The sequence below is a fragment of the Aquitalea aquatilis genome, from assembly GCF_005155025.1.
Lineage (GTDB): Bacteria > Pseudomonadota > Gammaproteobacteria > Burkholderiales > Chromobacteriaceae > Aquitalea > Aquitalea aquatilis.
On sequence record NZ_CP039731.1, the window covers coordinates 975,408 to 996,034 of the forward strand.

At 61.6% G+C, this 20,627-nt stretch carries 23 protein-coding genes, 1 other RNA gene and 1 riboswitch; of the genes, 6 read left to right on the top strand and 18 right to left on the bottom strand.

What is annotated here, in order from left to right; translation table 11 throughout:
* Positions 1 to 64: 64 nt before the first annotated feature.
* The 3 genes from ahpF to FAZ30_RS04375 all read right to left on the bottom strand — a co-directional run bounded on the left by ahpF (position 65) and on the right by FAZ30_RS04375 (position 3,004).
* Complete coding sequence (gene ahpF / locus FAZ30_RS04365; RefSeq protein WP_137008868.1) at positions 65 to 1,615, bottom strand: alkyl hydroperoxide reductase subunit F; 1,551 nt, start codon at positions 1,613 to 1,615, stop codon at positions 65 to 67.
* Between the two features lie 146 nt (positions 1,616 to 1,761).
* On the bottom strand, positions 1,762 to 2,331 hold the full coding sequence (gene ahpC / locus FAZ30_RS04370) for an alkyl hydroperoxide reductase subunit C (RefSeq protein ID WP_124644065.1): 570 nt from the start codon (positions 2,329 to 2,331) through the stop codon (positions 1,762 to 1,764).
* Positions 2,332 to 2,611: 280 nt separating this feature from the next.
* Entirely contained in the window at positions 2,612 to 3,004 is a 393-nt protein-coding gene (locus tag FAZ30_RS04375; RefSeq protein ID WP_124644064.1) for a YidB family protein, read from the bottom strand.
* A 114-nt stretch (positions 3,005 to 3,118) separates the two neighbouring features.
* Between FAZ30_RS04375 and FAZ30_RS04380 the strand changes: the two genes are divergently transcribed.
* Positions 3,119 to 3,913, top strand: a complete 795-nt coding sequence (locus FAZ30_RS04380) for a lytic transglycosylase domain-containing protein (RefSeq protein ID WP_124644063.1) — start codon at positions 3,119 to 3,121, stop codon at positions 3,911 to 3,913.
* Positions 3,914 to 3,997: 84 nt separating this feature from the next.
* On the opposite strand, the gene FAZ30_RS04385 is transcribed toward FAZ30_RS04380, so the two are convergent.
* The 7 genes from FAZ30_RS04385 to FAZ30_RS04415 all read right to left on the bottom strand — a co-directional run bounded on the left by FAZ30_RS04385 (position 3,998) and on the right by FAZ30_RS04415 (position 10,810).
* A complete protein-coding gene (locus FAZ30_RS04385) occupies positions 3,998 to 4,261 on the bottom strand; it encodes a hypothetical protein (protein ID WP_233578476.1) in 264 nt (87 codons plus the stop codon).
* Positions 4,262 to 4,481: 220 nt separating this feature from the next.
* A complete protein-coding gene (holA, locus tag FAZ30_RS04390) occupies positions 4,482 to 5,486 on the bottom strand; it encodes a DNA polymerase III subunit delta (RefSeq protein WP_124644061.1) in 1,005 nt (334 codons plus the stop codon).
* Positions 5,467 to 6,027, bottom strand: a complete 561-nt coding sequence (locus tag FAZ30_RS04395) for an LPS-assembly lipoprotein LptE (RefSeq protein WP_124644060.1) — start codon at positions 6,025 to 6,027, stop codon at positions 5,467 to 5,469. The genes holA and FAZ30_RS04395 overlap by 20 nt, the downstream gene beginning before the upstream one ends.
* Positions 6,028 to 6,141: 114 nt before the next feature.
* A complete protein-coding gene (leuS, locus tag FAZ30_RS04400; protein WP_124644059.1) occupies positions 6,142 to 8,760 on the bottom strand; it encodes a leucine--tRNA ligase in 2,619 nt (872 codons plus the stop codon).
* A gap of 173 nt (positions 8,761 to 8,933) precedes the next feature.
* Positions 8,934 to 9,326: a hypothetical protein gene (locus FAZ30_RS04405; protein WP_124644058.1), complete on the bottom strand. Its 393-nt coding sequence runs from the start codon at positions 9,324 to 9,326 to the stop codon at positions 8,934 to 8,936.
* Between the two features lie 31 nt (positions 9,327 to 9,357).
* Positions 9,358 to 10,299, bottom strand: a complete 942-nt coding sequence (gene pip, locus FAZ30_RS04410; RefSeq protein ID WP_124644057.1) for a prolyl aminopeptidase — start codon at positions 10,297 to 10,299, stop codon at positions 9,358 to 9,360.
* A 52-nt stretch (positions 10,300 to 10,351) separates the two neighbouring features.
* Entirely contained in the window at positions 10,352 to 10,810 is a 459-nt protein-coding gene (locus FAZ30_RS04415) for an EVE domain-containing protein (RefSeq protein WP_124644056.1), read from the bottom strand.
* A 129-nt stretch (positions 10,811 to 10,939) separates the two neighbouring features.
* On the opposite strand from FAZ30_RS04415, the gene FAZ30_RS20360 reads away from it, so the two are divergent.
* A complete protein-coding gene (locus FAZ30_RS20360) occupies positions 10,940 to 11,101 on the top strand; it encodes a hypothetical protein (protein WP_158613595.1) in 162 nt (53 codons plus the stop codon).
* Positions 11,102 to 11,116: 15 nt separating this feature from the next.
* Here the strand turns inward: FAZ30_RS20360 and FAZ30_RS04420 are convergent, their stop codons facing one another.
* The 7 genes from FAZ30_RS04420 to FAZ30_RS04450 form a co-directional block, all read right to left on the bottom strand.
* Positions 11,117 to 11,731, bottom strand: a complete 615-nt coding sequence (locus FAZ30_RS04420) for a 5-formyltetrahydrofolate cyclo-ligase (RefSeq protein WP_137008870.1) — start codon at positions 11,729 to 11,731, stop codon at positions 11,117 to 11,119.
* Positions 11,732 to 11,792: 61 nt separating this feature from the next.
* Positions 11,793 to 11,975: non-coding RNA, 6S RNA (gene ssrS, locus FAZ30_RS04425), on the bottom strand.
* A gap of 32 nt (positions 11,976 to 12,007) precedes the next feature.
* Positions 12,008 to 12,319, bottom strand: coding sequence for a cell division protein ZapA (locus FAZ30_RS04430; RefSeq protein ID WP_059285823.1), 312 nt, complete (start codon positions 12,317 to 12,319; stop codon positions 12,008 to 12,010).
* On the bottom strand, positions 12,316 to 12,543 hold the full coding sequence (locus FAZ30_RS04435; protein ID WP_124644054.1) for a hypothetical protein: 228 nt from the start codon (positions 12,541 to 12,543) through the stop codon (positions 12,316 to 12,318). The genes FAZ30_RS04430 and FAZ30_RS04435 overlap by 4 nt, the downstream gene beginning before the upstream one ends.
* A 21-nt stretch (positions 12,544 to 12,564) precedes the next feature.
* Complete coding sequence (locus tag FAZ30_RS04440) at positions 12,565 to 13,446, bottom strand: cobalamin-binding protein (protein ID WP_137008872.1); 882 nt, start codon at positions 13,444 to 13,446, stop codon at positions 12,565 to 12,567.
* Positions 13,446 to 13,970, bottom strand: coding sequence for a bifunctional adenosylcobinamide kinase/adenosylcobinamide-phosphate guanylyltransferase (gene cobU / locus FAZ30_RS04445; protein WP_137008874.1), 525 nt, complete (start codon positions 13,968 to 13,970; stop codon positions 13,446 to 13,448). Before cobU ends, FAZ30_RS04440 begins: the two co-directional genes overlap by 1 nt.
* Before the next feature lie 91 nt (positions 13,971 to 14,061).
* Entirely contained in the window at positions 14,062 to 15,906 is a 1,845-nt protein-coding gene (locus FAZ30_RS04450; RefSeq protein ID WP_137008876.1) for a TonB-dependent receptor domain-containing protein, read from the bottom strand.
* Between the two features lie 176 nt (positions 15,907 to 16,082).
* Positions 16,083 to 16,282: riboswitch (cobalamin riboswitch) on the bottom strand.
* Between the two features lie 152 nt (positions 16,283 to 16,434).
* Between FAZ30_RS04450 and cobT the strand changes: the two genes are divergently transcribed.
* From cobT to FAZ30_RS04470, 4 genes are all read left to right on the top strand, one after another.
* Entirely contained in the window at positions 16,435 to 17,469 is a 1,035-nt protein-coding gene (cobT, locus tag FAZ30_RS04455) for a nicotinate-nucleotide--dimethylbenzimidazole phosphoribosyltransferase (protein ID WP_137008878.1), read from the top strand.
* A complete protein-coding gene (locus tag FAZ30_RS04460; protein ID WP_124644049.1) occupies positions 17,469 to 18,071 on the top strand; it encodes a histidine phosphatase family protein in 603 nt (200 codons plus the stop codon). The genes cobT and FAZ30_RS04460 overlap by 1 nt, the downstream gene beginning before the upstream one ends.
* Positions 18,068 to 18,847: an adenosylcobinamide-GDP ribazoletransferase gene (gene cobS, locus FAZ30_RS04465; protein WP_124644048.1), complete on the top strand. Its 780-nt coding sequence runs from the start codon at positions 18,068 to 18,070 to the stop codon at positions 18,845 to 18,847. Before FAZ30_RS04460 ends, cobS begins: the two co-directional genes overlap by 4 nt.
* 133 nt (positions 18,848 to 18,980) lie before the next feature.
* Positions 18,981 to 19,466, top strand: a complete 486-nt coding sequence (locus tag FAZ30_RS04470; RefSeq protein ID WP_124644047.1) for a GNAT family N-acetyltransferase — start codon at positions 18,981 to 18,983, stop codon at positions 19,464 to 19,466.
* Here FAZ30_RS04470 and FAZ30_RS04475 read toward each other — a convergent pair whose 3' ends face one another.
* A complete protein-coding gene (locus FAZ30_RS04475; protein WP_137008880.1) occupies positions 19,467 to 20,600 on the bottom strand; it encodes a hypothetical protein in 1,134 nt (377 codons plus the stop codon).
* Between the last annotated feature and the right edge of the window lie 27 nt (positions 20,601 to 20,627).

Consider the following 20,627-nt stretch of genomic DNA (forward strand, 5'->3'; position numbering starts at 1 on the left):
GATCCGCGCAGGCTCTGGAGCCACGAACAAAAGCGCGTAGCAGCGGCAGTGTGGTGAGCCGGTCTTACTGACGGATCAGGTAGTCAAACGCCGACAGGCTGGCTTTGGCACCCTCGCCCATGGCGATGATGATCTGCTTGTACGGTGCGGTGGTGGCATCGCCAGCGGCAAACACACCCTCGGCCGAAGTCTGGCCCTTGGCATCCACCTCGATTTCACCACGCGGCGACAGGGCGATGCTGCCTTGCAGCCAGTCGGTATTCGGCAGCAGGCCGATCTGCACAAAAATGCCTTCCAGCGCCACATGGTGGTTTTCACCGGTGATCCGCTCCTGATAGCGCAGGCCATTTACCTTTTGGCCATCGCCGGTCACCTCGGTGGTCTGGGCATTGGTGATGACGCGCACATTGGGCAGGCTGTGCAGCTTCTTCTGCAATACCGCATCGGCACGCAGGCTGTCACCAAACTCCAGCAGGGTAACGTGGCTAACAATGCCGGCCAGGTCAATGGCGGCTTCCACGCCGGAATTACCGCCGCCAATCACCGCCACGCGCTTGCCCTTGAACAGCGGGCCATCGCAATGCGGGCAGTAGGCCACGCCCTTGGCGCGGTATTCGGCTTCACCCGGCACATTCATTTCGCGCCAGCGCGCCCCGGTGGCGATGATCACCGCCTTGCTTTTCAGTACCGCGCCGCTTGCCAGCGTCAGCTCGGCCAGCTGGCCGTTTTGTGCCGGCTTGAGGGCAGCAGCGCGTTGCAGGTTCATCACGTCCACATCATAGGATTTGACGTGTTGTTCCAGCGCCATCGCCAGCTTCGGCCCTTCGGTTTCCTGCACCGAGATGAAGTTTTCAATCGCCAGCGTATCCAGCACCTGACCGCCGAAGCGTTCGGCCACCACACCGGTACGAATGCCTTTGCGAGCGGCATAAATGGCGGCAGCAGCACCAGCGGGACCACCGCCGACGATCAGCACGTCGAATGCTTCCTTGGCAGCAATCTTTTCGGCTTCATGCGCCACGGCACCGGTATCCAGTTTGGCAATGATTTCTTCCAGGCCCATGCGGCCGCTGCCAAACTGTTCGCCATTCAGATAAATAGCCGGTACGCCCATGATCTGACGGTCGGTGACTTCCTGCTGGAACACGCCGCCATCGATCATCACGCTACGTACATTGGGATTGAGCACCGCCATCAGGTTGACGGCTTGTACCACGTCCGGGCAGTTGTGGCAGCTGAGCGAGACAAACACTTCAAACTGGTAGCTGCCTTGCAGGCCGCGAATCTGCGCGATGGTGTCTTCGTCTACCTTGGGCGGATGGCCGCCGGTTTGCAACAAAGCCAGCACCAGCGAGGTGAATTCGTGGCCCATGGGAATGCCGGCAAATTCGATACGGCCAGCCTCGCCGGGGCGGGCAATGGCAAAGGACGGGCGGCGCGCGGCCTGGCCATCGCTGCGCAGTGTCACCTTGGGCGACAGGCTGGCGATGTCCTGCAACAGGCCAAACATTTCCTGCGCCTTGGCGCTGTCATCCAGGCTGGCGACCAGTTCGATGGGCTGCTGCAGTTTTTCCAGGTAAGCGGTCAGTTGGGTCTTGATGGTGGTGTCGAGCATGGGAAGTCCTCAGGCAATTGCACTGGCAAGCTTGTGGCTGCCAACAGCTTGCCGCTGCAATCGGGTGATGGGGAGAAGAGGCGGCCAGGGAGTGGCCGCCCCATTGGGCCGCAGCGCAGGCCTGCGCTGCAGCACCAGGGTGTGGCTTAGATCTTGCCAACCAGATCCAGCGAAGGCGCCAGCGTAGCTTCGCCTTCTTTCCACTTGGCCGGGCACACTTCACCCGGGTGGCTGGCTACGTACTGGGCAGCCTTCACCTTGCGCAGCAGTTCGCTGGCGTCACGGCCGATACCACCGGCGTTGATTTCGATGATCTGGATCTTGCCTTGCGGGTCGATCACGAAGGTGCCGCGCTCGGCGAGGCCAGCTTCTTCGATCATCACGCCGAAGTTGCGGCTGATGATGCCGGTCGGGTCGCCAATCATCGGGTAGTTGATCTTGCCGATGGTTTCCGAGCTGTCGTGCCAGGCTTTGTGGGTGAAGTGGGTGTCGGTAGATACCGAGTAGATTTCCACGCCCAGCTTGGAGAATTCGGCGTAGTTGTCAGCCAGGTCACCCAGTTCGGTCGGGCAGACAAAGGTGAAGTCAGCCGGGTAGAAGAACACAACCGACCACTTGCCTTTCAGGTCGGCGTCGCTGACGTCGATGAATTTGCCATTGTGAAAAGCGCTAGCCTTGAACGGTTTTACTTCGGTATTGATCAGCGATACGGACATGTTTTTCTCCAGTCGGTGAAATAAGAAAATGCAGTGTTTGGCTGCGTTTGCATTCGATGTACGCATCTTAGGCAGTCCGTATCAATTGATCCACTTGATTGTTTAAATGTTAAAAATAGAATTTTCCTATCATGATTCGGAATGCAGCTAGCCAGCCATCAGGGAGGGCTGGCACGGCCCCTTCGGCTAACGCCAGCACAGCACTGTGGTCTGCTTGCCACAGTAAAATAAGAAAAGCCGCCAAAAAAGGCGGCTTTTTCCATCGCTCAACTCAGTTTATTCAGCTTTTGTTAAAAAAGCCCTGCAGCATGCCCAGACCCTGCGACAGCAAATCCCCACCCTGCGGCAACTGGCCATCCGGCGTCAGCTTGTCCACCGCCTGTGGCAGGTAATCAGCCAGCCCCTGACTGAGCTGTTGCGGGTCCAGCCCGAACTTGCCCGCCAGCACCGTCACCTGCTCATTGCCCAGTACCTGCTGGATCTGCTCGGCCGACACCGGCAGGTTGCCACCAGTCCCCACCCAGGACGACACCAGCTCGCTCATGCCGCCACTATTGAACTTCTCCACCAGGCCAGACAGGCCGCCCTGCTGCTGCATCAGTTCGGTGACCGCACCAGCCACGCCACCACCTTCGCCGCCCAGCAAACCACCCAGTTGATCAAACAGGCTCATGCTTAGTCCTTTCGCTTTAAAATGTCTTCAGAAAACTTTACTTGCAAAATAGCATAGAAAAATCAGTACAATAGCGCATTAAACCGAAACCCATGCGGGCTGCTCTTCATCAAAATGCGATTCATCACCGTTTTCCTGGCCTGGCTGGCCTGCTTTGCAAGCAGCAGCGTACACGCCGATCTTTATGGTTTTGTGGACGAACAGGGTCAGGTTCACCTTGCCAACCGCCAACTGGACGAGCGCTATCAGCTCTACCAGAAAAGCCTGCAGCCCGGCGTCAGCAGCAATGCGGCACTGGATGACGCCACCACCCCCGGCCTGGGTGCCACCCTGAGCAGCGACAACCGCTTGCCTGCTCCAGCAGCAGCACGTGCGGATGGGATCAAAAGCGTGAATGCCCCGGCGTACAACACCAAGCTGGCATCCCAGTACAAGCATCTGATCGACCAGACTGCGCGTGAATTCAAGCTGGATGCCAATCTGCTGCATTCCATCGTCACCGTCGAATCCGGCTACAACCCGCAAGCACTGTCACCCAAGGGGGCCGTGGGCCTGATGCAGGTGATTCCGGCTACTGGCGAGCGCTTTGGCGTGACCGAATTGAGCGACCCCAGGCAAAACCTGCGAGCCGGGGCGCGTTATCTGCGTTTTTTATTAGCCCAGTTCAACAACGATCTGCCGCTGGCCATCGCCGCCTACAATGCGGGCGAAGGGGCAGTGCAGAAGTACCGCAACACCATTCCGCCGTATGAAGAAACCCGCGACTATGTCGCCAAGGTGCTGGCTTCTTACGAGAAACGCGGCGGCCTTGCCTATCAGAGCAGTCTGCGCAACAGCGCCGGCAAGACCCGTGTCCGGGCCGTCATCCTGCCTGCGGCCCTGTCTGGTACAACAGCCTCTGCATTGTAAAAGTACAGCTTCATGGCATGACAAAGGCCTTCCAGTGAAGGCCTTTTTGCATGGTTTGAATTGATCAGCGCCGCAACTGCGCCATCACAGCTGGATGCCCAGGATCTCGCCCAGCGGCTCGGCCAGATCGCGATAGTGTGCGCGATGGTCGAATACCCCCAGCAAGCCCGGATAGGCATCCGGCGCATGCAGAATCTGGTTGGCCTTGCGCGAGGACAGCTTGTGTATGCGCAAGATGCGGCCATCCCAATGCACCAGGCGTGCTTCTTCTGCCGTCAGTAACACCTCTAAGGCCTGGTGGATGATCTCCACCAACACGACTTTGCTGCGGGTTCTGCTTTCGCCCACAGGTGTAGCACTTCTGACTCCCTCGTCTTGCATAGCGTCTTTTTCTAAAACTATTATTGTTTAAAATGAATTAACTTCTCCTTAATCATAGGGCAGGTCTTTTGCAATCTCAATACTTGATTAAAAGAAATTTAAATAACAGCCACATAAATTCTGGTTCAATTTAAAAAAAAATGGCCAGCATAGGCTGACCATTTAAAATTACTGTGTTTTTTCTGCATCATGTCGCCAACAGCAAGGCCAGGCCACGCAGGGAATGCCAGGGGTCGCCGGCCGCCACGCCTTTGATCTGCTGATCAATACGGGCGCACTCCGACAAGGCCGTCATCAACTTGCGCGGGCCGATACGGCGCAGGGCCGGCTCGGCCAGCCGCTGTTTGTCACCCCACAGGCGCAATTCACGCGCCAGATCGCGCAACTGCCGTCCATCCTTCAGCCCCTGCCGCAAGCGCAGCAGCATGCGTACATCTTCGGTGAAAGACCACAACACCAGCACCGGCGATTCGCCTTCTGCCAACAGGCCTTCCAGCATGCGTTGCACGCGGGCGGCATCGCCGGACAGCCAGGATTCGGACAGATGGAACACATCGAAGCGCGCCACATTGGCCACGGCCTCGCGCAACTGCTCCAGCGTCAACTCGCCGGCCGGGTAAAGCAAGGCCAGCTTGTCCACTTCCTGACGGGCCGCCAGCAGATTACCTTCCACCCGGTCGGCAAAAAAAGTCAGCGCCTCACCCGACAGTTGCTGGTGCTGGCGTTTCATGCGGCGGGCAATCCAGCCGCCCAGCTCGTGCCGTCCCACCGGTTTGGCTTCCACCACCACCGCGGCTTTTTCCAGCGCGAGATACCACTTGGATTGCAGCTGCGCTTTTTCCAGCCGTGGCAGGGTCAGCAGGGTGATGGTGTCTTGCGGCGGGTTGGCCGCCAGCTGTTGCAGGGCTTCCGCACCTTCATTGCCCGGCTTGCCGCCAGGGATGCGGAGCTCCAGCAGCTTGAGCGAGGCAAACAGCGAGACGCTGCTCATGGCATCGCGCAGTTGCGACCAGTCGAAACCCGCTTCCACCGTCAGCACTTCGCGCTCCTGATAGCCTTGCGCACGGGCATGCGTGCGCAGGCTGTCGGCCGCTTCCAGCGCCAGCAGCGCCTCTTCACCATGAATCAGGTAGAGCGGCGCCAGCCCCTTGGCCAGCACCGTCTCCAGCGCATCAGGGCTTAGGCTGGGCATTGGCAGGCTTCAGGCTTTGCGGGCCAGTCGTGCCCATGGCGGTCGGGCGCTTGACATAGGCCAGCCGGCGGGCGATCTGCTCGGCCGCATCGCGGCGGATATCAGTCCACAGCAGATTTTCTTCCTGCTCCTTGCCCAGCACATCGCTATCCGAATAATTCATGTAACGGCGCACCGACACCTGCATGTCCGGCTCGATGGGCGAACCACCAATCACCGTGCGGACCGTGGCGCTATAGCTCAGCAAGTACTCGTTGACCTTGCCGCCGCTATTGATGGTCGACACTTCCTTGGACTGGCGTTCACTCAGCACGCTGACCACGGCCTCGGCCTGTTTGGGCGAGGACAACATCACCACTTTGTCATTACGCAACAGGGTTTCCCGCAGCAAGGGGCCCAGTTGGCCACTGCCCTCTTCCACATAAACGCTGCTGAAGGGCAGCGGGCGGCTGCTGCCACCCATGCCCTTGAGATGAAAACCGCAGGCGCTGAGCAAGAGTACGGCGCCAGTGAGCACCAGCCAGTGCAGGGTTCGGGTCATTCCTGTTTCTCCGTAAGGAAAAGCCGGATCAGCCCATCCCCTGTTGTGGGGAATCTGGTCCGAGCCGGCCCGGGTTTGTTGGCGGCCCCGGCATGATCCGGGGCCGGTTTGCCATTACACGACGATATTCACCAGTCGGCCCGGCACCACGATGATCTTCTTGGCCGGTTTGCCTTCCATGAACTTCTGCACGTTTTCATGTGCAAGGGCGGCGGCCTCGATGACATCCTTGGCTGCATCGGCGGCCACGGTGATGCTGCCACGCAGCTTGCCGGCCACCTGCACCATCATTTCGATTTCGCTCTTCACCAGCGCGGCCTCGTCCACTTGAGGCCAGGCTTGTGCCAATAGCTCGCTGCCCGGACGCAGCACCGCCCAGATGGCATCGGTGATGTGCGGCACGATGGGCGACAGCAGCAAGGTGACGCTTTCCAGTACTTCTTGCGCCACGGCACGGCCGGCGGCATCGCTGCGGTCGGTCTTGTCATAGGTGTTCAGCAGCTCCATCACCGCGGCGATGGCGGTGTTGAACTGCTGGCGACGGCCATAGTCATCCGCCACTTTCTGGATGGTGCTGTGCAGCTTGAAGCGCAATTCCTTCTGGCTGGCGTTCAGCTCGCCACCTACATAGGCGGTTACCACGCCGGCATCGGCATGTTCCTTGGCCAGTTTCCACAAACGCTTGAGGAAGCGGAAAGCGCCCTCGACACCGGCATCCGACCATTCCAGGCTCTGCTCCGGCGGCGCGGCAAACATCATGAACAGGCGCGCGGTATCGGCACCATATTTCTCGATGAATTCCTGCGGGTCCACGCCATTGTTCTTGGACTTGGACATCTTCTCGATGCCACCCACCACCACCGGCAGGCCGTCCACACGATGGGTTGCGCCGGTGATCTTGCCCTTGCCGTCGCGCTCCAGCACCACGTCTTGCGGAGCGATCCAGTCCTTGCTGCCGTTGGGCAGGTCGCGATAGAAGGTTTCGCAGATCACCATGCCCTGGGTCAGCAGGCTCTTGAACGGTTCGTCGCTGGAGACCAGGCCTTCGTCGCGCATCAGCTTGTGGAAGAAACGGGCGTACAGCAGGTGCAGGATGGCGTGTTCGATGCCACCTACGTACTGGTCAACCTGCAGCCAGTAGTCGGCAGCGGCCTTGTCCAGCATGGCGGTTTCACACTTGGGCGAGGCGTAGCGGGCGTAGTACCAGCTGGACTCGACAAAGGTGTCCATGGTGTCGGTTTCGCGCTTGGCGGCACCGCCACACTTGGGGCAGCTGGTTTCGTAGAATTCCGGCATCTTGGCCAAAGGCGAGCCGGCACCATCCGGAATCACGTTTTCCGGCAGCACCACCGGCAGGTCTTTTTCCGGCACCGGCACATCGCCGCAAGTCGGGCAATGGATGATGGGGATGGGGCAGCCCCAGTAGCGCTGACGGGAGATCCCCCAGTCGCGCAGGCGGTACTGGGTTTTCTTCTGGCCGGCCGTTTTGGCTTCCAGATCGCCGACGATGGCGTCAAATGCGGCAGCAAAGCCCAGACCATCGTATTTGCCGCTGTTGACGGTGCGTACGCTGTCATCCTTGGCGGCATACCAGTCTTGCCATGTGGCAGCGTCGAAATCGTTGTCGCCGATCACCTTGGCATACACTTGCAGCAGCGGCAGGCTGTATTTGTTGGCGAATTCGAAATCGCGCTCGTCATGCGCCGGCACGGCCATCACTGCACCTTCGCCGTAACCCCACAGCACGTAGTTGGCTACCCACACCGGCAGCTTGGCCCCGGTCAGCGGATGCACCACGAACAGGCCGGTGTCCATGCCCTTCTTTTCCATCTTGGCCACGTCGGCCTCGGCCACGGAACCTGCCTTGCATTCGGCGATGAAGGCCTGCAGTGCCGGATTATTGGCAGCCGCCTGGGTAGCCAGCGGGTGTTCCGCCGCTACCGCCACATAAGTGGCCCCCATCAGGGTATCCGGGCGGGTGGTGTACACCTTCATGATCCCGGCATGGCCGATACTGGCCTCATCGTAGGCAAACACCACGTCAGAACCGTGGCTCTTGCCAATCCAGTTCTTCTGCATGGTCTTGACCTGTTCCGGCCAGCCATCCAGCGTATCCAGGCTGGTGAGCAGTTCGTCGGCGTACTTGGTGATGGCGAAGTAGTACATGGGGATTTCGCGCTTTTCCACCACGGCACCGGAGCGCCAGCCGCGGCCATCCACCACTTGCTCGTTGGCCAGCACGGTCTGGTCCACCGGGTCCCAGTTGACCACGCCGTTTTTCTTGTAGATCACGCCTTTTTCAAACAGGCGGGTAAACAGCCACTGCTCCCAGCGGTAGTAGTCGGGCTTGCAGGTGGCCAGCTCGCGCTCCCAGTCCAGGGCAAAGCCCAGGCTGTCCAGCTGGGTTTTCATGTATTCGATGTTGGCATAGGTCCAGGCGGCCGGTGCGCCACCGTTTTTCATGGCGGCGTTTTCGGCCGGCAGGCCAAAGGCATCCCAGCCCATCGGTTGCAGCACATTGAAACCCTGCAGGCGCTTGAAGCGGGCCAGCACGTCGGTAATGGTGTAGTTACGCACATGGCCCATGTGCAGCTTGCCGGACGGGTAGGGGAACATCGACAAGGCGTAGTACTTGGGACGGCTGGCGTCTTCCACGGCCTTGAAGGCGGCGGTGCGGTGCCATTTCTGTTGCGCGGCGGCTTCGACTTCGCGCGGGCTATAGATTTCTTGCATGGTGATCTTTGTCTGGAATGGCTTGAAAACAAAAGGGCGGACTGCCCAAGTCCCCGCCTGGCAGGGCAGCTTGGGCAGTCCGTCACAAATTCAATCGGCCCATTATAGCGGCCAGAGGGCCCTGCCGATAAGAGCCGCACAAAAACAAACGCTTGCCATCAGCCGCCACGGCATCAGGGGCAGGGACGGCGGGTCCAGCCTGACGCAGCCCGATAGCAGGAAAAATCTTCATGAATCGCGTCAATCTCCCAGCGGCCGTCGCGGTGGAGTAGCTGCAATTGCTGCCGTACCGCCTTGACACTGTCGTCTTGCAAACCATCGCGAATCAGGGTGATGTCGGCCCGCTTGAAGTCTGGAGCCGGGCTGTGCTGTATCAGCCGGAAATGCGGATAGTCGATTTGCCCCTCCTGACCCAGCCGCTGCCGGACAAAACGCAGGGCCAATTCAGCTGGCAATTCGCCCGGCTGGCCAACAAAGGGAAGCCGCCCTTCGTCGGTATAGGCCCATGCCACTGGAGTGATGAACAGGCTGCACAACAGCAGCAACAAGCGCAAAGAGGTTTTCATCTATTTACAGACTGCCACATGGACAGCCGGTTCAGCTCAGGCGCAGTTTGAAGGTTTCCAGCGCCTGCATCAGCAGCTGGAGAATGCCCCCCTCCCACAGCGAGTGGCCAGCCATTTCCACCAGGTGGAAATCAGCCTCTGGCCAGTGCTGTGCCAGTTCACTGGCGGTGACTGGCGGGCACACCACGTCGTAGCGGCCCTGCACGATGACCGCCGGGATATGGCGAATGCGCTCGATCTGCTGCAGCAACTGTGCCTCGGGCAGGAAAATGCGATGTACGAAGTAATGCGCTTCCAGCCGCGCCAGCGACAGCGCCACATATTCGCTGCTGGCGCGCTCGATGGCGTCGGCATTCTGGCGGAGGGCGACGCAGGCTCCTTCGTAACGACCCCAGGCACGGCAGGCCGGCAGGTGCACTTGCGGATCGGGGTCGGTCAGCCGGCGGTAATAGGCCTGCAGCAAATCGTCGCGCTCAGCCACGGGAATCGGCGCGACAAAGCGTTGCCATTCCTCGGGGTAGAACTGGCGCATGCCATGCATGAACCAGTCGATTTCGCTTTGTCTGCCCAGAAAAATACCACGCAGGACCAAGCCCTGTACCCGCTGCGGATGCGCCTGGGCATAGGCCAGTGCCAGCGTGCTACCCCAGGATCCGCCAAACACCAGCCAGCGCGCGATGCCCAGATGCTCGCGCAGGCGTTCGATGTCGGCGACCAGGTGCTGGGTGGTGTTGTCGCGCAGTTCGCCACGCGGCACCGAACGGCCACTGCCGCGCTGATCAAACAAGACCGCGCGATAAAACCAGGGGTCGAACAGCTGCCGGCTCATCGGCGCACAACCATCGCCCGGCCCGCCATGCAGATACAGCACCGGCTGACCATCCTGCCGGCCACATTGTTCCCAGTACATCTGGTGCAGACCATCCAGCGGCAACATGCCGCTGGCGTAGGGCGTAATCGGGGGATAGAGCATCAGCGTCCTTGTCGGGTTGGCATGGGGACAGGCCCTGTTAGCAGGGCAGGATTCAGCACAACTGGCTGGTGATGTAGTCCCACTCCAGCGGGCTGACCGGGGTAATCGACAGCCGATTGCCGCGCTTGAGTACCTGCATCTGCTCCAGCGGTGGATGCTGGCGCAACAAGGCAGGCGTCAGCAGCGGAGTCTTGCGCACAAAGCGCACATCCACACACTGCCAGCGCGCGGCATCCGGCACGGACTTGGCATCGAAATAGGGACTGGCCGGATCAAACTGGCTGGAGTCGGCATGGGCAGTACTGGCCACCACAGCCAGGCCAGCGATACCTGGCTCGGCACAGCTGGAATGCCAGAACAGCACGCCATCACCCGGCTGCATGTCATCGCGCATGAAATTGCGCGCCTGATAATTACGCACCCCGGTCCACTCGAAAGCCCGCTGCGGCGCAGCCATCAGGTCATCAATGGACGTTTCGTCCGGCTCGGATTTCATCAGCCAATAGCGCATGGGAAATGTCTGTTAATCAATGGGAGGTTAACTTAACAATTTACGCCATCTTACAACTGTCGGGCTGGATTATGCTGAGTTCAGGATAAACATCAGGGCCAAGCAGCCCTTGCAACCAGGAGAAACATCATGAAAAGCCTGCTGATCGGCGTCTTGCTCGCCAGCGCTCTGAGCGCCTGTGTCGTCGTCCCGCCACGCGTTGCCTACCGTGGACCTGAGTTCCGGCCAGTGGAGGTGGTTCCGGTCTACGTGCCGGCAGAGCGCCATCACCACTGGGACCGTCGAGACTAACCCTCGCCCTGTGCGTTAAGTAGCACTGCGGTTTGGTGCAAAGCGGTGCAGACCCGACTCAGTCAGCAGATAGTCCAGCTGCACATCCCACGCTTCGCGCGGTACGGCAGCCACACGCTGGCAATCGTAGGCCACGCCGACCAGCAGGGGCTTGCCGTAGCGGGGGTGGCGGTGGCGAAAGGCCAGACTGCTGTCATAGAAGCCCCCGCCCTGCCCCATGCGATAGCCTTGCTCGTCGACAGCCAGCAAGGGCAGCAACAGCACATCCAGCCGCTCTGCCCGCAGGCAGGGGCCATCAAATTCCACGATGCCGTAGCGCGGATGGCGATACCAGCGGCCTGCCGCATTCAGCCGGGAGAACCACATGCGCCGGCCGCGCGCCGGAATCTGCGGCAACCAGACACTGGCCCCGCGTTGCAAGGCCGTGCTGAGCAGAATCTCGATATCCAGCTCGGAACCCGCCGCCAGATAGCCACCAATGCGCTTGCCCCGCCGCAACAAACGGCCGGCATGGCGCGCAACGGCGCGCATGGCCTGGGCGCGATAAGCCGGGCTCAATGCCATGCGCTGGCGACGGATGTTCTTGCGCAGGGTGATCTTGTCGGTAGCGGCAGAAGACGATGGCGTCATGGCTGGCCCATGAGAGCAGAAATGAAAACGACCCGGAGCAAGATGCGCCGGGTCGTGAAGGGAGACCCCCGCGAGTGTCGTTTGGGCATAATTCGCTTGTACCCTGTTTCCAGGGAGGGTCACCTGCCAGCCACTTCGGGCGCGTCCGCAAGGGACCCGACACACCCGTGACTCACGCTGGCAACCAGAAGCGAACGCATTGGTACAAAGGAATTGTTTGCCGTCACGAACACCGCAGGGGATAAGCTGATCTGTAGTGTCCGCCAGCCTGCCTGTTCAGAACAGGGCTTGCTGGCTTTCGCGAAGCGCCGTGTCGGCTGCCTCGCTCATATTGCGTATTTTACGCTGGAATGAGGCCATTTCCAAGCCCTCTCCCACTTTGGTGCGTAACAAATCGTGGGCAATGTTCAGCGCGGCCATGATGGCGATCTTGTCCGCATCCATCACCTTGCCATGCTGCTGGATCATGTCGATCTTGCCTTCCAGCAGTCTGACCGCTTCCAGCAGGGTTTCGCGCTCGTCGGCGGGTGAGCCTATGGTGAAGTGACGACCCAGCAATTCGATGTCCACCTGCACGATATCGCTCATTCTGCCTCTCCTGCGCCCTGCTCCGGTTCATCCGCCTTCGGCAGGCGCTCCACCAGCGCGGCCACGCGACTGCGGGTTTCGTTCACACGGAAATTCAGCTCGGCGTTTTCCTTCAGCGCTTCAGCCAGCGCCTGGGCAAAACGGCCGTTCTGGGTTTCCAGTTCCTTGATGCGGCCAATCAATGCCTGCACGCGGGATTCGAGATATTCCAGTTCCTTGTCCATGGCGGCGAGGATAACGGTCGGCTAGTCCAGCGTCAAACCCAGACTACGCCGTGCTGTGTCCAGCGTGGCACACATGGCCACGGCCCCGTCCAGCAGCCGTGGGCCGGGAATGGTCAGCAAATCCTCATCCACCACATAGCGCGTCGCTTTGGCCACTGCCGGCAAGGCCGGCCAGCGGTCCCACATGCGCAGGATATCGGCGCGGCCAGCCAGTATGACTTGTGGCTGAGCCGCGACAACCGCTTCCATGCTGACCTGCGGCGCAGCCTGGGCAAGGCCACCAAAGACATTGCGCCCACCGCACAGCTGCATGACCGAACCCATGAAGCTGCGCTGGCTGACGGTAAAGATGGGGGCACTGCTGATCTGGTAAAACACCGTCAGCGGCGGACGGCGGGCATAACGCTGGCGCAGTTGCAGCAGACGCTGGCGATAGCGGCTGGCCGCCGCATCGGCTTGCGGCTGCGTGGCGGTCAACTGGCCCAGGCGGTGCATCTCGCTGGCGATGTCTTCCAGCTGCAAGGGATGGCTGATGAACACCGGCACGCCAAGCTGGCGCAAGCGCTCCAGTTCGCGTGGATTGCCGCCATCCTGCCAGGCCACTACCAGATCGGGCTGCTGACGCATGACCGCTTCCAGGCTGACCCCGCTATAGCCGCCCACCCGCGGTAGCTGGCGTGCTGCTGGCGGATAGTTGCTGTAATCCACCGTCGCCACCAGCCGTGAGCCGGCACCGATGGCGTAGAGCATTTCGGTGGCATGCGGAGAGAGCGAAACAATGCGCCGGGCAGCACTTGGCAGTATCAGCCCTTGGCCGGCACCGTCGCGCACGACTATGGCCGCCTGGGCCGGGGCCAGCAGCAGTGCCAGCAACAACCAGCCGGCGCGTCCAAACCGGGCCATCAGCCGCCCTTGAGCGCCAGCGGCAGGCCGCAGGCCACCAGGGTCACGCGCTGGCAGCGGGCGGCGATGTCCTGATTGAGCCGGCCAAGCAGATCGCCATAGCGCCGTGCCACGCTGCTCATCGGCATCACGCCCCAGCCGATTTCATTGCTGACCAGCAACAGCTGGCCTTGCACTGCCGCAATGGCTTCCAGCAGCCATTGCCTTTCCTGCACGAAGTCCATTTCGTCGAACTGGTCGTCGCTGCGGAAAAAGCGCATCAGCCACATGCCCAGGCAATCCACCAGCAACAGGCCGTCTTCCTGATCATGTCCCAGCACCAGTTCGGCCAGACCACGCTCGGCTTCCAGCACGTGCCAGTGCTGCGGCCGCTGCAAACGGTGCTGGCGCACCCGTTCGGCAAACTCATCATCGCGCACTTCGGCAGTGGCGATGTAAGTCACCGGGCCGCCATGCTGCACGGCCAGTTGTTCGGCGTAGCGGCTTTTACCGGAGCGGGAGCCGCCGCTGATCAGGTGGGTCATGAACTTGATATCCCGAAAAACCGGGCCTCCAGCAAGGAGGCCCGGCTACAAACCAAGAAGGGGCTGCCACCTATAAGGTAGCAAGCAAGGTTTATTTCTGCTGATAGCTTACGCCGATATACCCGCCAAGGCCCGCCGTGTTGTAGCCATAGAGCGTAGTGTAATGACGGTCGAACACATTGCTGAGCTTGAGATTGGCAGTCCACTCGCGGGCAAAGCGGTAATTGGCATAGAGATTGGTCAACGTATAGCCGCCCAGCCAGACATTGCTGCCGCTATCGGTCGTGTCACGCCGCTTGGCACTGACCTGCCACTCCAGCCCGGTAGTCACTCGCCCCCAGTCATAGGCGGCCGCCAGCTGCCCGTAGGCGCGGGCACGTCGCTGCAATTGCTGGTGGCCGGAATGGTCCAGCGGGTCCTGATAGGTGGCAGAGCCAGACCAGTCCCAGTTGCCGACAGCCTTGGCCGCCGCCAACGTGGCACCACGGATGGTGGCATGGCTGATATTGGTCATGGTGCTGTAGTCGGAGGTAATGGCAATCATGTTGTCGATGCTGTTGTGAAACAGCGTCAGCGAGGCCGAACTGCCATTAGCCTTGTATTGCAAGGCCAGCTCGGCATTGCGCGATGTCTCCGGCTGCAGGTGGGGGTTGCCGGCGTAGCCATAGCTATCCAGCGGGTAGTACAGGTCATTGAAGGTGGGGGCCTTGAAGGCGGTGCCATAGCTGGCGCGTGCAGTCAGCGCCTCGTTCAGGCGATAGCCGTAACCCAGCTGGCCGGTGGTTTTGCCGCCAAACTGCTCATCCTGATCATGACGGGCACTGGCTTGCAGCAAATGCTTGCCGAATTCGCCGCTGTAGCCGATGAACACCGCCTTGTTGCTGCGTTCGCTGACATCAAAAGCCGTGCTGCTGTCCACATGCTGCTGGGTATAGTCGAAGCCAGCCAGCCAATTTCCCAGCCCGGTGTGGATATCGTTCTGCCACAGCCATTCGTTCTGGGCGGTCTGATACAGGTCGGCACGCTGGGCCATGTCGCCATTGGTCCAGTGCTCCTGTCTGTCAACGCTGTGGCTGAAACGCAGGGTGGAGGTCCAGTTGTCGGTGAGGCTGTTTTTGGATTCCAGGCTGGCACCGCTCTGGCGACTGCGTTGCAGATCTTCACCGTGGCTGTTGTAGCCGTCGTAATCCATTTTGCCGTTGGTCTGGAACAGGCGCAGCGACAGCTCCTGGCCGGCAGCCAGCGTCTGGGTCAGGTTGGCCGAGTAGGACAGGTTGCGGTAGGGATCACGGTCGGGGTTATAGCTGCTGCTCTGCGCATTGGTGGCGGAGATGCCATTGGTTTGCTGCTGGCTGAACTGCAGGCTGAAGGCGGTATTGTCCAGCTTGCCAGCCACCCCAGCGGCTGACTGGAACAGACCATGGTCGCCCACGCCCAGCGCAGCATTGAAACGCGGGGCACCGCTACCCTGGCGAGTGAAAATCTGGATCACGCCGCCGATGGCATCGGCACCATACAGGCTGGAGCTGCTGCCACGCAGGATTTCGATGCGCTCGATATTGTCCAGCGGGATGTTTTCCAGCGCCGTGGTACCGGTGGTGGCCGAGACGATACGCACACCATCCAGCAACACCACGGTCTGGTTGGCATTGCTGCCACGCAGGTAGATGCTGGCCTGGCTGCCGGCACCACCGGAACTGACCACTTCAACCCCGGGCTGGCGTGCCAGCAGTTGCGGCAAGCTGGTGACGGCAGATTGCTCGATGTCGTCGCGGGTAATCACACTGATGTCAGACAGGGTCTTGGTGATGGATTGCGGCTGGCGGCTGGCCGTTACCACCACTTCCTCGCCCTGGAATTGCGGCAGATTGTCGGCATGGGCCATGCCGGTGCCGATCAGCGACACCAGCAGCCCGATTTGTTGCGGCTTGAACATGAAACACACACTCCTGAAATGAAAAACCGGCAGAGCTGACAGGCTGCTGCCGCGAGGAGTGCGAAGAGGACGGCTTTCGCCGCTTGAACATCATGGCATGCGGAGCGGCGCAGCTGGCGCGCTCCGCTGTCTGCAAGATCGCCTCCCCGCGATACTCCAGCACCGGCAGCCGCACAGGCAGCCGCCGGCGACAGGCCGGTCTCCGGGCTTGGTCTTGCAGTCGTGCGCCTTCCCGTTCGATGTGAACAGTGGCGATGGCACAACCTTGGCCAGCAAAAGGCCAGACCTTACCGTTGCGGGGGCAGCGCCGGTCTTGCACCGGCTTCCCGTTTCATCCGGGCGGCAAAGCCCGGACACCTGTCTGGCGGGAATTATAAAGCGAATTGTCGCGAAAATAGAGCGATCATCAGCGATTTGTTGCCATATGCAAATGGCAATGCCCATGCCATACCGGCATGCCGCTTGCCGCGCCGCCCCCCATGACTTAGAGTCCCGCTCTAGCCCATGCCAACCAGAGAACACCGCATCATGACCCAGTCCATCGCCCTGCCCGCCCACGCTTCTTATCAGGCTGCCCTGCAGCGCCAGAACTCGCTGACCAAGCCGGCCGGCAGCCTGGGTGTACTGGAAACGGTGGCCTGCCGCTTTGCCGCCTGGCAAGGCCAGACCATTCCGGCCGCGCTGACGCCGGCCATTACCGTTTTTGCTGGTGACCACGGCGTGACTGCCGAAGGCGTATCGGCCTACCCGTCCATCGTGACCGGCGAAATGGTGAAGAACTTTGCCGCCGGCGGCGCGGCCATCTGCGTGCTGGCCCGCGCCATCTCCGCCCGGCTGGAAGTGGTGGATGTGGGTGTGCTGGGTCAGCTGCCGGAACTGCCCATTGTCTATGCCAAGGTCGCTGCCGGCACGGCCAATCTGGCGCTTGAGGCCGCCATGAGCACGACCGAGGTGGAGGCCGCGCTGGAAGTGGGCCGCGCCGCCGCCCGCCGCGCCATCGAACAGGGTGCCAATCTGCTGATCGCCGGCGATATGGGCATTGGCAATACCACGCCGTCGGCGGCGCTGATCTGCCGCCTGGCCAATCTTGAGGTCGATCTCATCGTCGGCCGCGGCACCGGCATCGACGACGCCGGCCTCGCCAACAAGCGCCGCGTGGTGGCACAGGCACTGCAGCGCCTGCAAGGGCAGCCGTTGAGCGGCACGCAAGTGCTGGCCGAACTGGGCGGGCTGGAAATCGCCGCCATGGCCGGCTTCTATCTGGAAGGTGCCCTACAGGGCGTGCCGTCTCTGGTGGATGGCTTCATCGCCAGCGCAGCCGCACTGGCTGCCCGCGCCATCAACCCTGCCGTGGCCGCCTGGCTGCTGGCCAGCCATCGCTCGGAAGAAACCGGCCACCGCCTGGCACTGGAGGCGCTGGGGCTGGAGCCGCTGGTGGAACTGGGCATGCGGCTGGGTGAAGGCTCCGGCGCGGCGACCTGCGTACCGCTGTTGCAACTGGCCATCAAGCTGCATGCCGAGATGGCCACTTTTGCCCAGGCCGGAGTGACGGAGAAGGATTGATGAACCCCTACACGCTGACCCTGCTGCGCCACGGCGAGATCGACCACGACGGCCGGCTGATCGGCCGTACCGATCTGCCGCTGAATGATCTGGGCTGTGAACAGATGGCCCGCAGCTGGCAGCGGCTGAACCAGCTGGCACCAGTGACCAGCATGGCCACCTCCCCCCTGCAGCGCTGCCGCGAATTTGCCGTACACCAGGCCCTGCATGGTTCGCTGCCATTGAAGGTGGACGAGCGCTTTGCCGAATTCGACTTTGGCGACTGGGACGGCATGTCGCGCGACATCCTGTCCGGCCAGCAACCGGACTGGGGCAGCCGGGTGGCCAGCGGAGAACTGACCCCGCCGGGCGGCGAGAGCTATGCCCTATTCCGCACCCGGGTGCTGTGTGGCTTCAGCGAGTGGATTCAAACCGCGCGCGGCAGCCATCGCGTGCTGGTCTGCCACGGCGGGGTGATTACCGCGCTGCTGGCCGAGCTGCTGGGCACCGAATTCGCCGTGGCCAAGCTGATGACGGTACAGCGTGGCGGCTTTGCCCAGCTGTCGATTCTGGAAGGCCATCCGGCCTATCTGATGCATCTGGAAAGCCCCGGCGAAGCATGAGCCTGCCCCCCTCGTCCCCGGTGCCGCCAGCCCGCTGGTGGCAATCGCTGATTCTGGCCATCCAGTTTCTTACCCGTCTGCCCACACCGCAGTTGCGCACCTTCCACCCGGAATGGCTGGCCGCCAGTGCGCGCTGGTTTGCTCCGGTCGGCCTGTTGCTGGGCAGCCTGCTGTGGCTGGCCGTGTGGCTGGGGGGGCAGTACGACCCCTGGCTGGGCGCGCTGCTGGGCCTGCTGTGCTGGATAGGTGTCACCGGCGGCCTGCATCTGGACGGGCTGGCCGACCTGACCGATGCCATGGGGGCGGCACACCGCTCGCGCAAACGATTTTTCGAGGTATTGAAAGACCCGCATGTCGGCAGCTTTGGCGTGATTGCCCTGATCAGCGCCATCGTCGGCAAACTGGTGTTGCTGATGCTGCTGGCCAGACAGCCCGCCCAGCTGGCCGGGCTGCTGTTGCTGCCGGCCTGGGCGCGGCTGTTCGCCCTGTTCTGGTCGGCCACCCTGCCAGCCCTGGCCCCCGGCAGTGGCGAGCGCTTTGCCTGGCAGCCGCAATGGCGGGTACAGGCCATCAGCCTGCTGGCCTTGCTCGGCCTGTCTGCCTGGCTGGCTCCCGCGCTGCTATTGGCACCGCTGGCCGGCCTGCTATGGCGCAGCTGGCTCAAGCGCAAGCTGGGCGGCATGACCGGCGACTGCCTGGGTGCCGGCATCGAAGTGTGTGAAATCCTGCTGCTGGGCCTGTTGCTGATCCCACTGCACGGCATGCACGGGCTGTGACGGCCTGGCTGTCAAAGACCTGCCATCGTCCTGTCACAAGACGGTGACCTTGGCTCAGCATACTGCGGCCAGCGGCCCAAGCCGGCGACAGGCCGGGGGTACGCCTCCCCCGGACACTTCGTGGAGCTGGCGCATGACCGATCTGGACATCTCGTTCGACCCCAACCGCCTCGACCACGCCATGATTCTGCAGTTTCTGCGGGAGCAGGCGCACTGGGCAGCCAATATGGATGGCGCACGGCTGCAACGGGCCATTCGCCATTCGCTGGTGATCGGCGCGTATCACCACGACCGGCAAATCGGCTTTGCCCGGGTGATTACCGACTACACCAGCTTTGCCTATCTGTCTGATGTGTTCGTGCTGCCCGCGCACCGTGGCCAGCAGGTGGGCCAGGCCATGATCAAGGCCGCCATCGCCCACCCCGATCTGCAACAACTGCGCCGCTTTCTGCTGGTATCGCGCGATGCGCGCGGTTTTTACCGCCAGCTCGGCTTTGGCCCTCTGCAGCAGGGCGAGCGCTATATGGAGCTGCGCCAGCAGGCGCCACAACCGGCCTTGCTGCGCTGGCCTTTCACTTTGCGCCGGCCGCAAGCGGAGCGCCCGCGCGCCAGCGCCTGATCAGGGCAACAGCTCCGGCCGTGCACCAGGGTGCTGCTTGACCAGCGACCACGGCAGCACACTCCATTCCGGGTATTCACAAGCACGGGCCACCCGGGCAAAGGATGGCCCCAGATACAGACCCTGCGGCGTGGCATACCAGCTGACAAACTGCCACACCTGCGGATCGCGGTAGGCGCAGTCATCTTCATTGCCCGGCTGGGTTTCGGCCGAGTGCAAACGCGCCATGGTGCTGGCCAGCCATGGTGCCAGCACCTTTTCTTCATACTGATAGTCCTTGCGCTCACCACTGGCGCTGCGCAGCAGCTGCGGCTTGCCCTTGCCCAGCCACAACAGGTCTTCCAGCTGCAGCGTCCGGCCGCTGGCGACATCGACGGTTAGCGGATTATCCGCAAAGTCAGGGTGTGCGCCGCCGCAGTAGTAACTGGTAAAGATACTGATGCTGAACAACTTGCTGCTCAGCAGGTGTGGTGTGACAGTCTGTTCGAAATCAGCTCCGGCACTATGCGTGCCACCCAGCTGGCAATCGAAATAGCTGGCGACTTCCTGCCACTGGCGCTCGGCCAGCAACTGGTTCAACCGCTGCAGGCTGGCATCGGGATAGCCATCCAGTATCCGGAACAGACGGATCTTGCTCAGCGGTTCATCCCACCATTGCAGGGTATGGCCCTGGACGCGCTCGCGCTTGCCCGGCTTGAGCGACAGCCCGGCCAGACGGATGTAGTCGTAACCGGAACGCTGGCGCATGGAGTTGAGTGCCGCATCCGCGCTGGCCGGCCATTGTCCCGGCTCATAGGGAGTCAGCATCACCGGCAGGCTCTTGCTCGCCTTGGGGCCATGCCATTCACCACGCCAGCCGCCATTTTGCGGCTGCAGGGTGAGATCATTGCGCTGCTCGTCGTACTTGAGGTTCTCGCCCAACTGCAGGCTGCCGTCGGCCATGCGCTTGCCGGACAAGGCCAGGTCCTGATGATATTTGCGGTAGAAATAGCGGCCATCAACCTCGCCATCCTGGCCGACATTCAACTCCATCACGACTGCGGCATTGCCGATTTGCCCCTGCAACAGCAGCGGAGCCGCTTGCGCCGCCAGGCTCAGCCCCCACAACAATAGTCCCGCCAGTTTTGGCAACATTTCATTCCCTTTCAGCAAAACAGCGCC

Coding starts and splice junctions, on each gene's coding strand:
- ahpF (WP_137008868.1), bottom strand. CDS start 1,615: ATGCTCGACACCACCATCAAGACCCAACTGACCGCTTACCTGGAAAAA.
- ahpC (WP_124644065.1), bottom strand. CDS start 2,331: ATGTCCGTATCGCTGATCAATACCGAAGTAAAACCGTTCAAGGCTAGC.
- FAZ30_RS04375 (WP_124644064.1), bottom strand. CDS start 3,004: ATGAGCCTGTTTGATCAACTGGGTGGTTTGCTGGGCGGCGAAGGTGGT.
- FAZ30_RS04380 (WP_124644063.1), top strand. CDS start 3,119: ATGCGATTCATCACCGTTTTCCTGGCCTGGCTGGCCTGCTTTGCAAGC.
- holA (WP_124644061.1), bottom strand. CDS start 5,486: ATGCCCAGCCTAAGCCCTGATGCGCTGGAGACGGTGCTGGCCAAGGGG.
- FAZ30_RS04395 (WP_124644060.1), bottom strand. CDS start 6,027: ATGACCCGAACCCTGCACTGGCTGGTGCTCACTGGCGCCGTACTCTTG.
- leuS (WP_124644059.1), bottom strand. CDS start 8,760: ATGCAAGAAATCTATAGCCCGCGCGAAGTCGAAGCCGCCGCGCAACAG.
- FAZ30_RS04405 (WP_124644058.1), bottom strand. CDS start 9,326: ATGAAAACCTCTTTGCGCTTGTTGCTGCTGTTGTGCAGCCTGTTCATC.
- pip (WP_124644057.1), bottom strand. CDS start 10,299: ATGCTCTATCCCCCGATTACGCCCTACGCCAGCGGCATGTTGCCGCTG.
- FAZ30_RS04415 (WP_124644056.1), bottom strand. CDS start 10,810: ATGCGCTATTGGCTGATGAAATCCGAGCCGGACGAAACGTCCATTGAT.
- FAZ30_RS20360 (WP_158613595.1), top strand. CDS start 10,940: ATGAAAAGCCTGCTGATCGGCGTCTTGCTCGCCAGCGCTCTGAGCGCC.
- FAZ30_RS04420 (WP_137008870.1), bottom strand. CDS start 11,731: ATGACGCCATCGTCTTCTGCCGCTACCGACAAGATCACCCTGCGCAAG.
- FAZ30_RS04430 (WP_059285823.1), bottom strand. CDS start 12,319: ATGAGCGATATCGTGCAGGTGGACATCGAATTGCTGGGTCGTCACTTC.
- FAZ30_RS04435 (WP_124644054.1), bottom strand. CDS start 12,543: ATGGACAAGGAACTGGAATATCTCGAATCCCGCGTGCAGGCATTGATT.
- FAZ30_RS04440 (WP_137008872.1), bottom strand. CDS start 13,446: ATGGCCCGGTTTGGACGCGCCGGCTGGTTGTTGCTGGCACTGCTGCTG.
- cobU (WP_137008874.1), bottom strand. CDS start 13,970: ATGACCCACCTGATCAGCGGCGGCTCCCGCTCCGGTAAAAGCCGCTAC.
- FAZ30_RS04450 (WP_137008876.1), bottom strand. CDS start 15,906: ATGTTCAAGCCGCAACAAATCGGGCTGCTGGTGTCGCTGATCGGCACC.
- cobT (WP_137008878.1), top strand. CDS start 16,435: ATGACCCAGTCCATCGCCCTGCCCGCCCACGCTTCTTATCAGGCTGCC.
- FAZ30_RS04460 (WP_124644049.1), top strand. CDS start 17,469: ATGAACCCCTACACGCTGACCCTGCTGCGCCACGGCGAGATCGACCAC.
- cobS (WP_124644048.1), top strand. CDS start 18,068: ATGAGCCTGCCCCCCTCGTCCCCGGTGCCGCCAGCCCGCTGGTGGCAA.
- FAZ30_RS04470 (WP_124644047.1), top strand. CDS start 18,981: ATGACCGATCTGGACATCTCGTTCGACCCCAACCGCCTCGACCACGCC.
- FAZ30_RS04475 (WP_137008880.1), bottom strand. CDS start 20,600: ATGTTGCCAAAACTGGCGGGACTATTGTTGTGGGGGCTGAGCCTGGCG.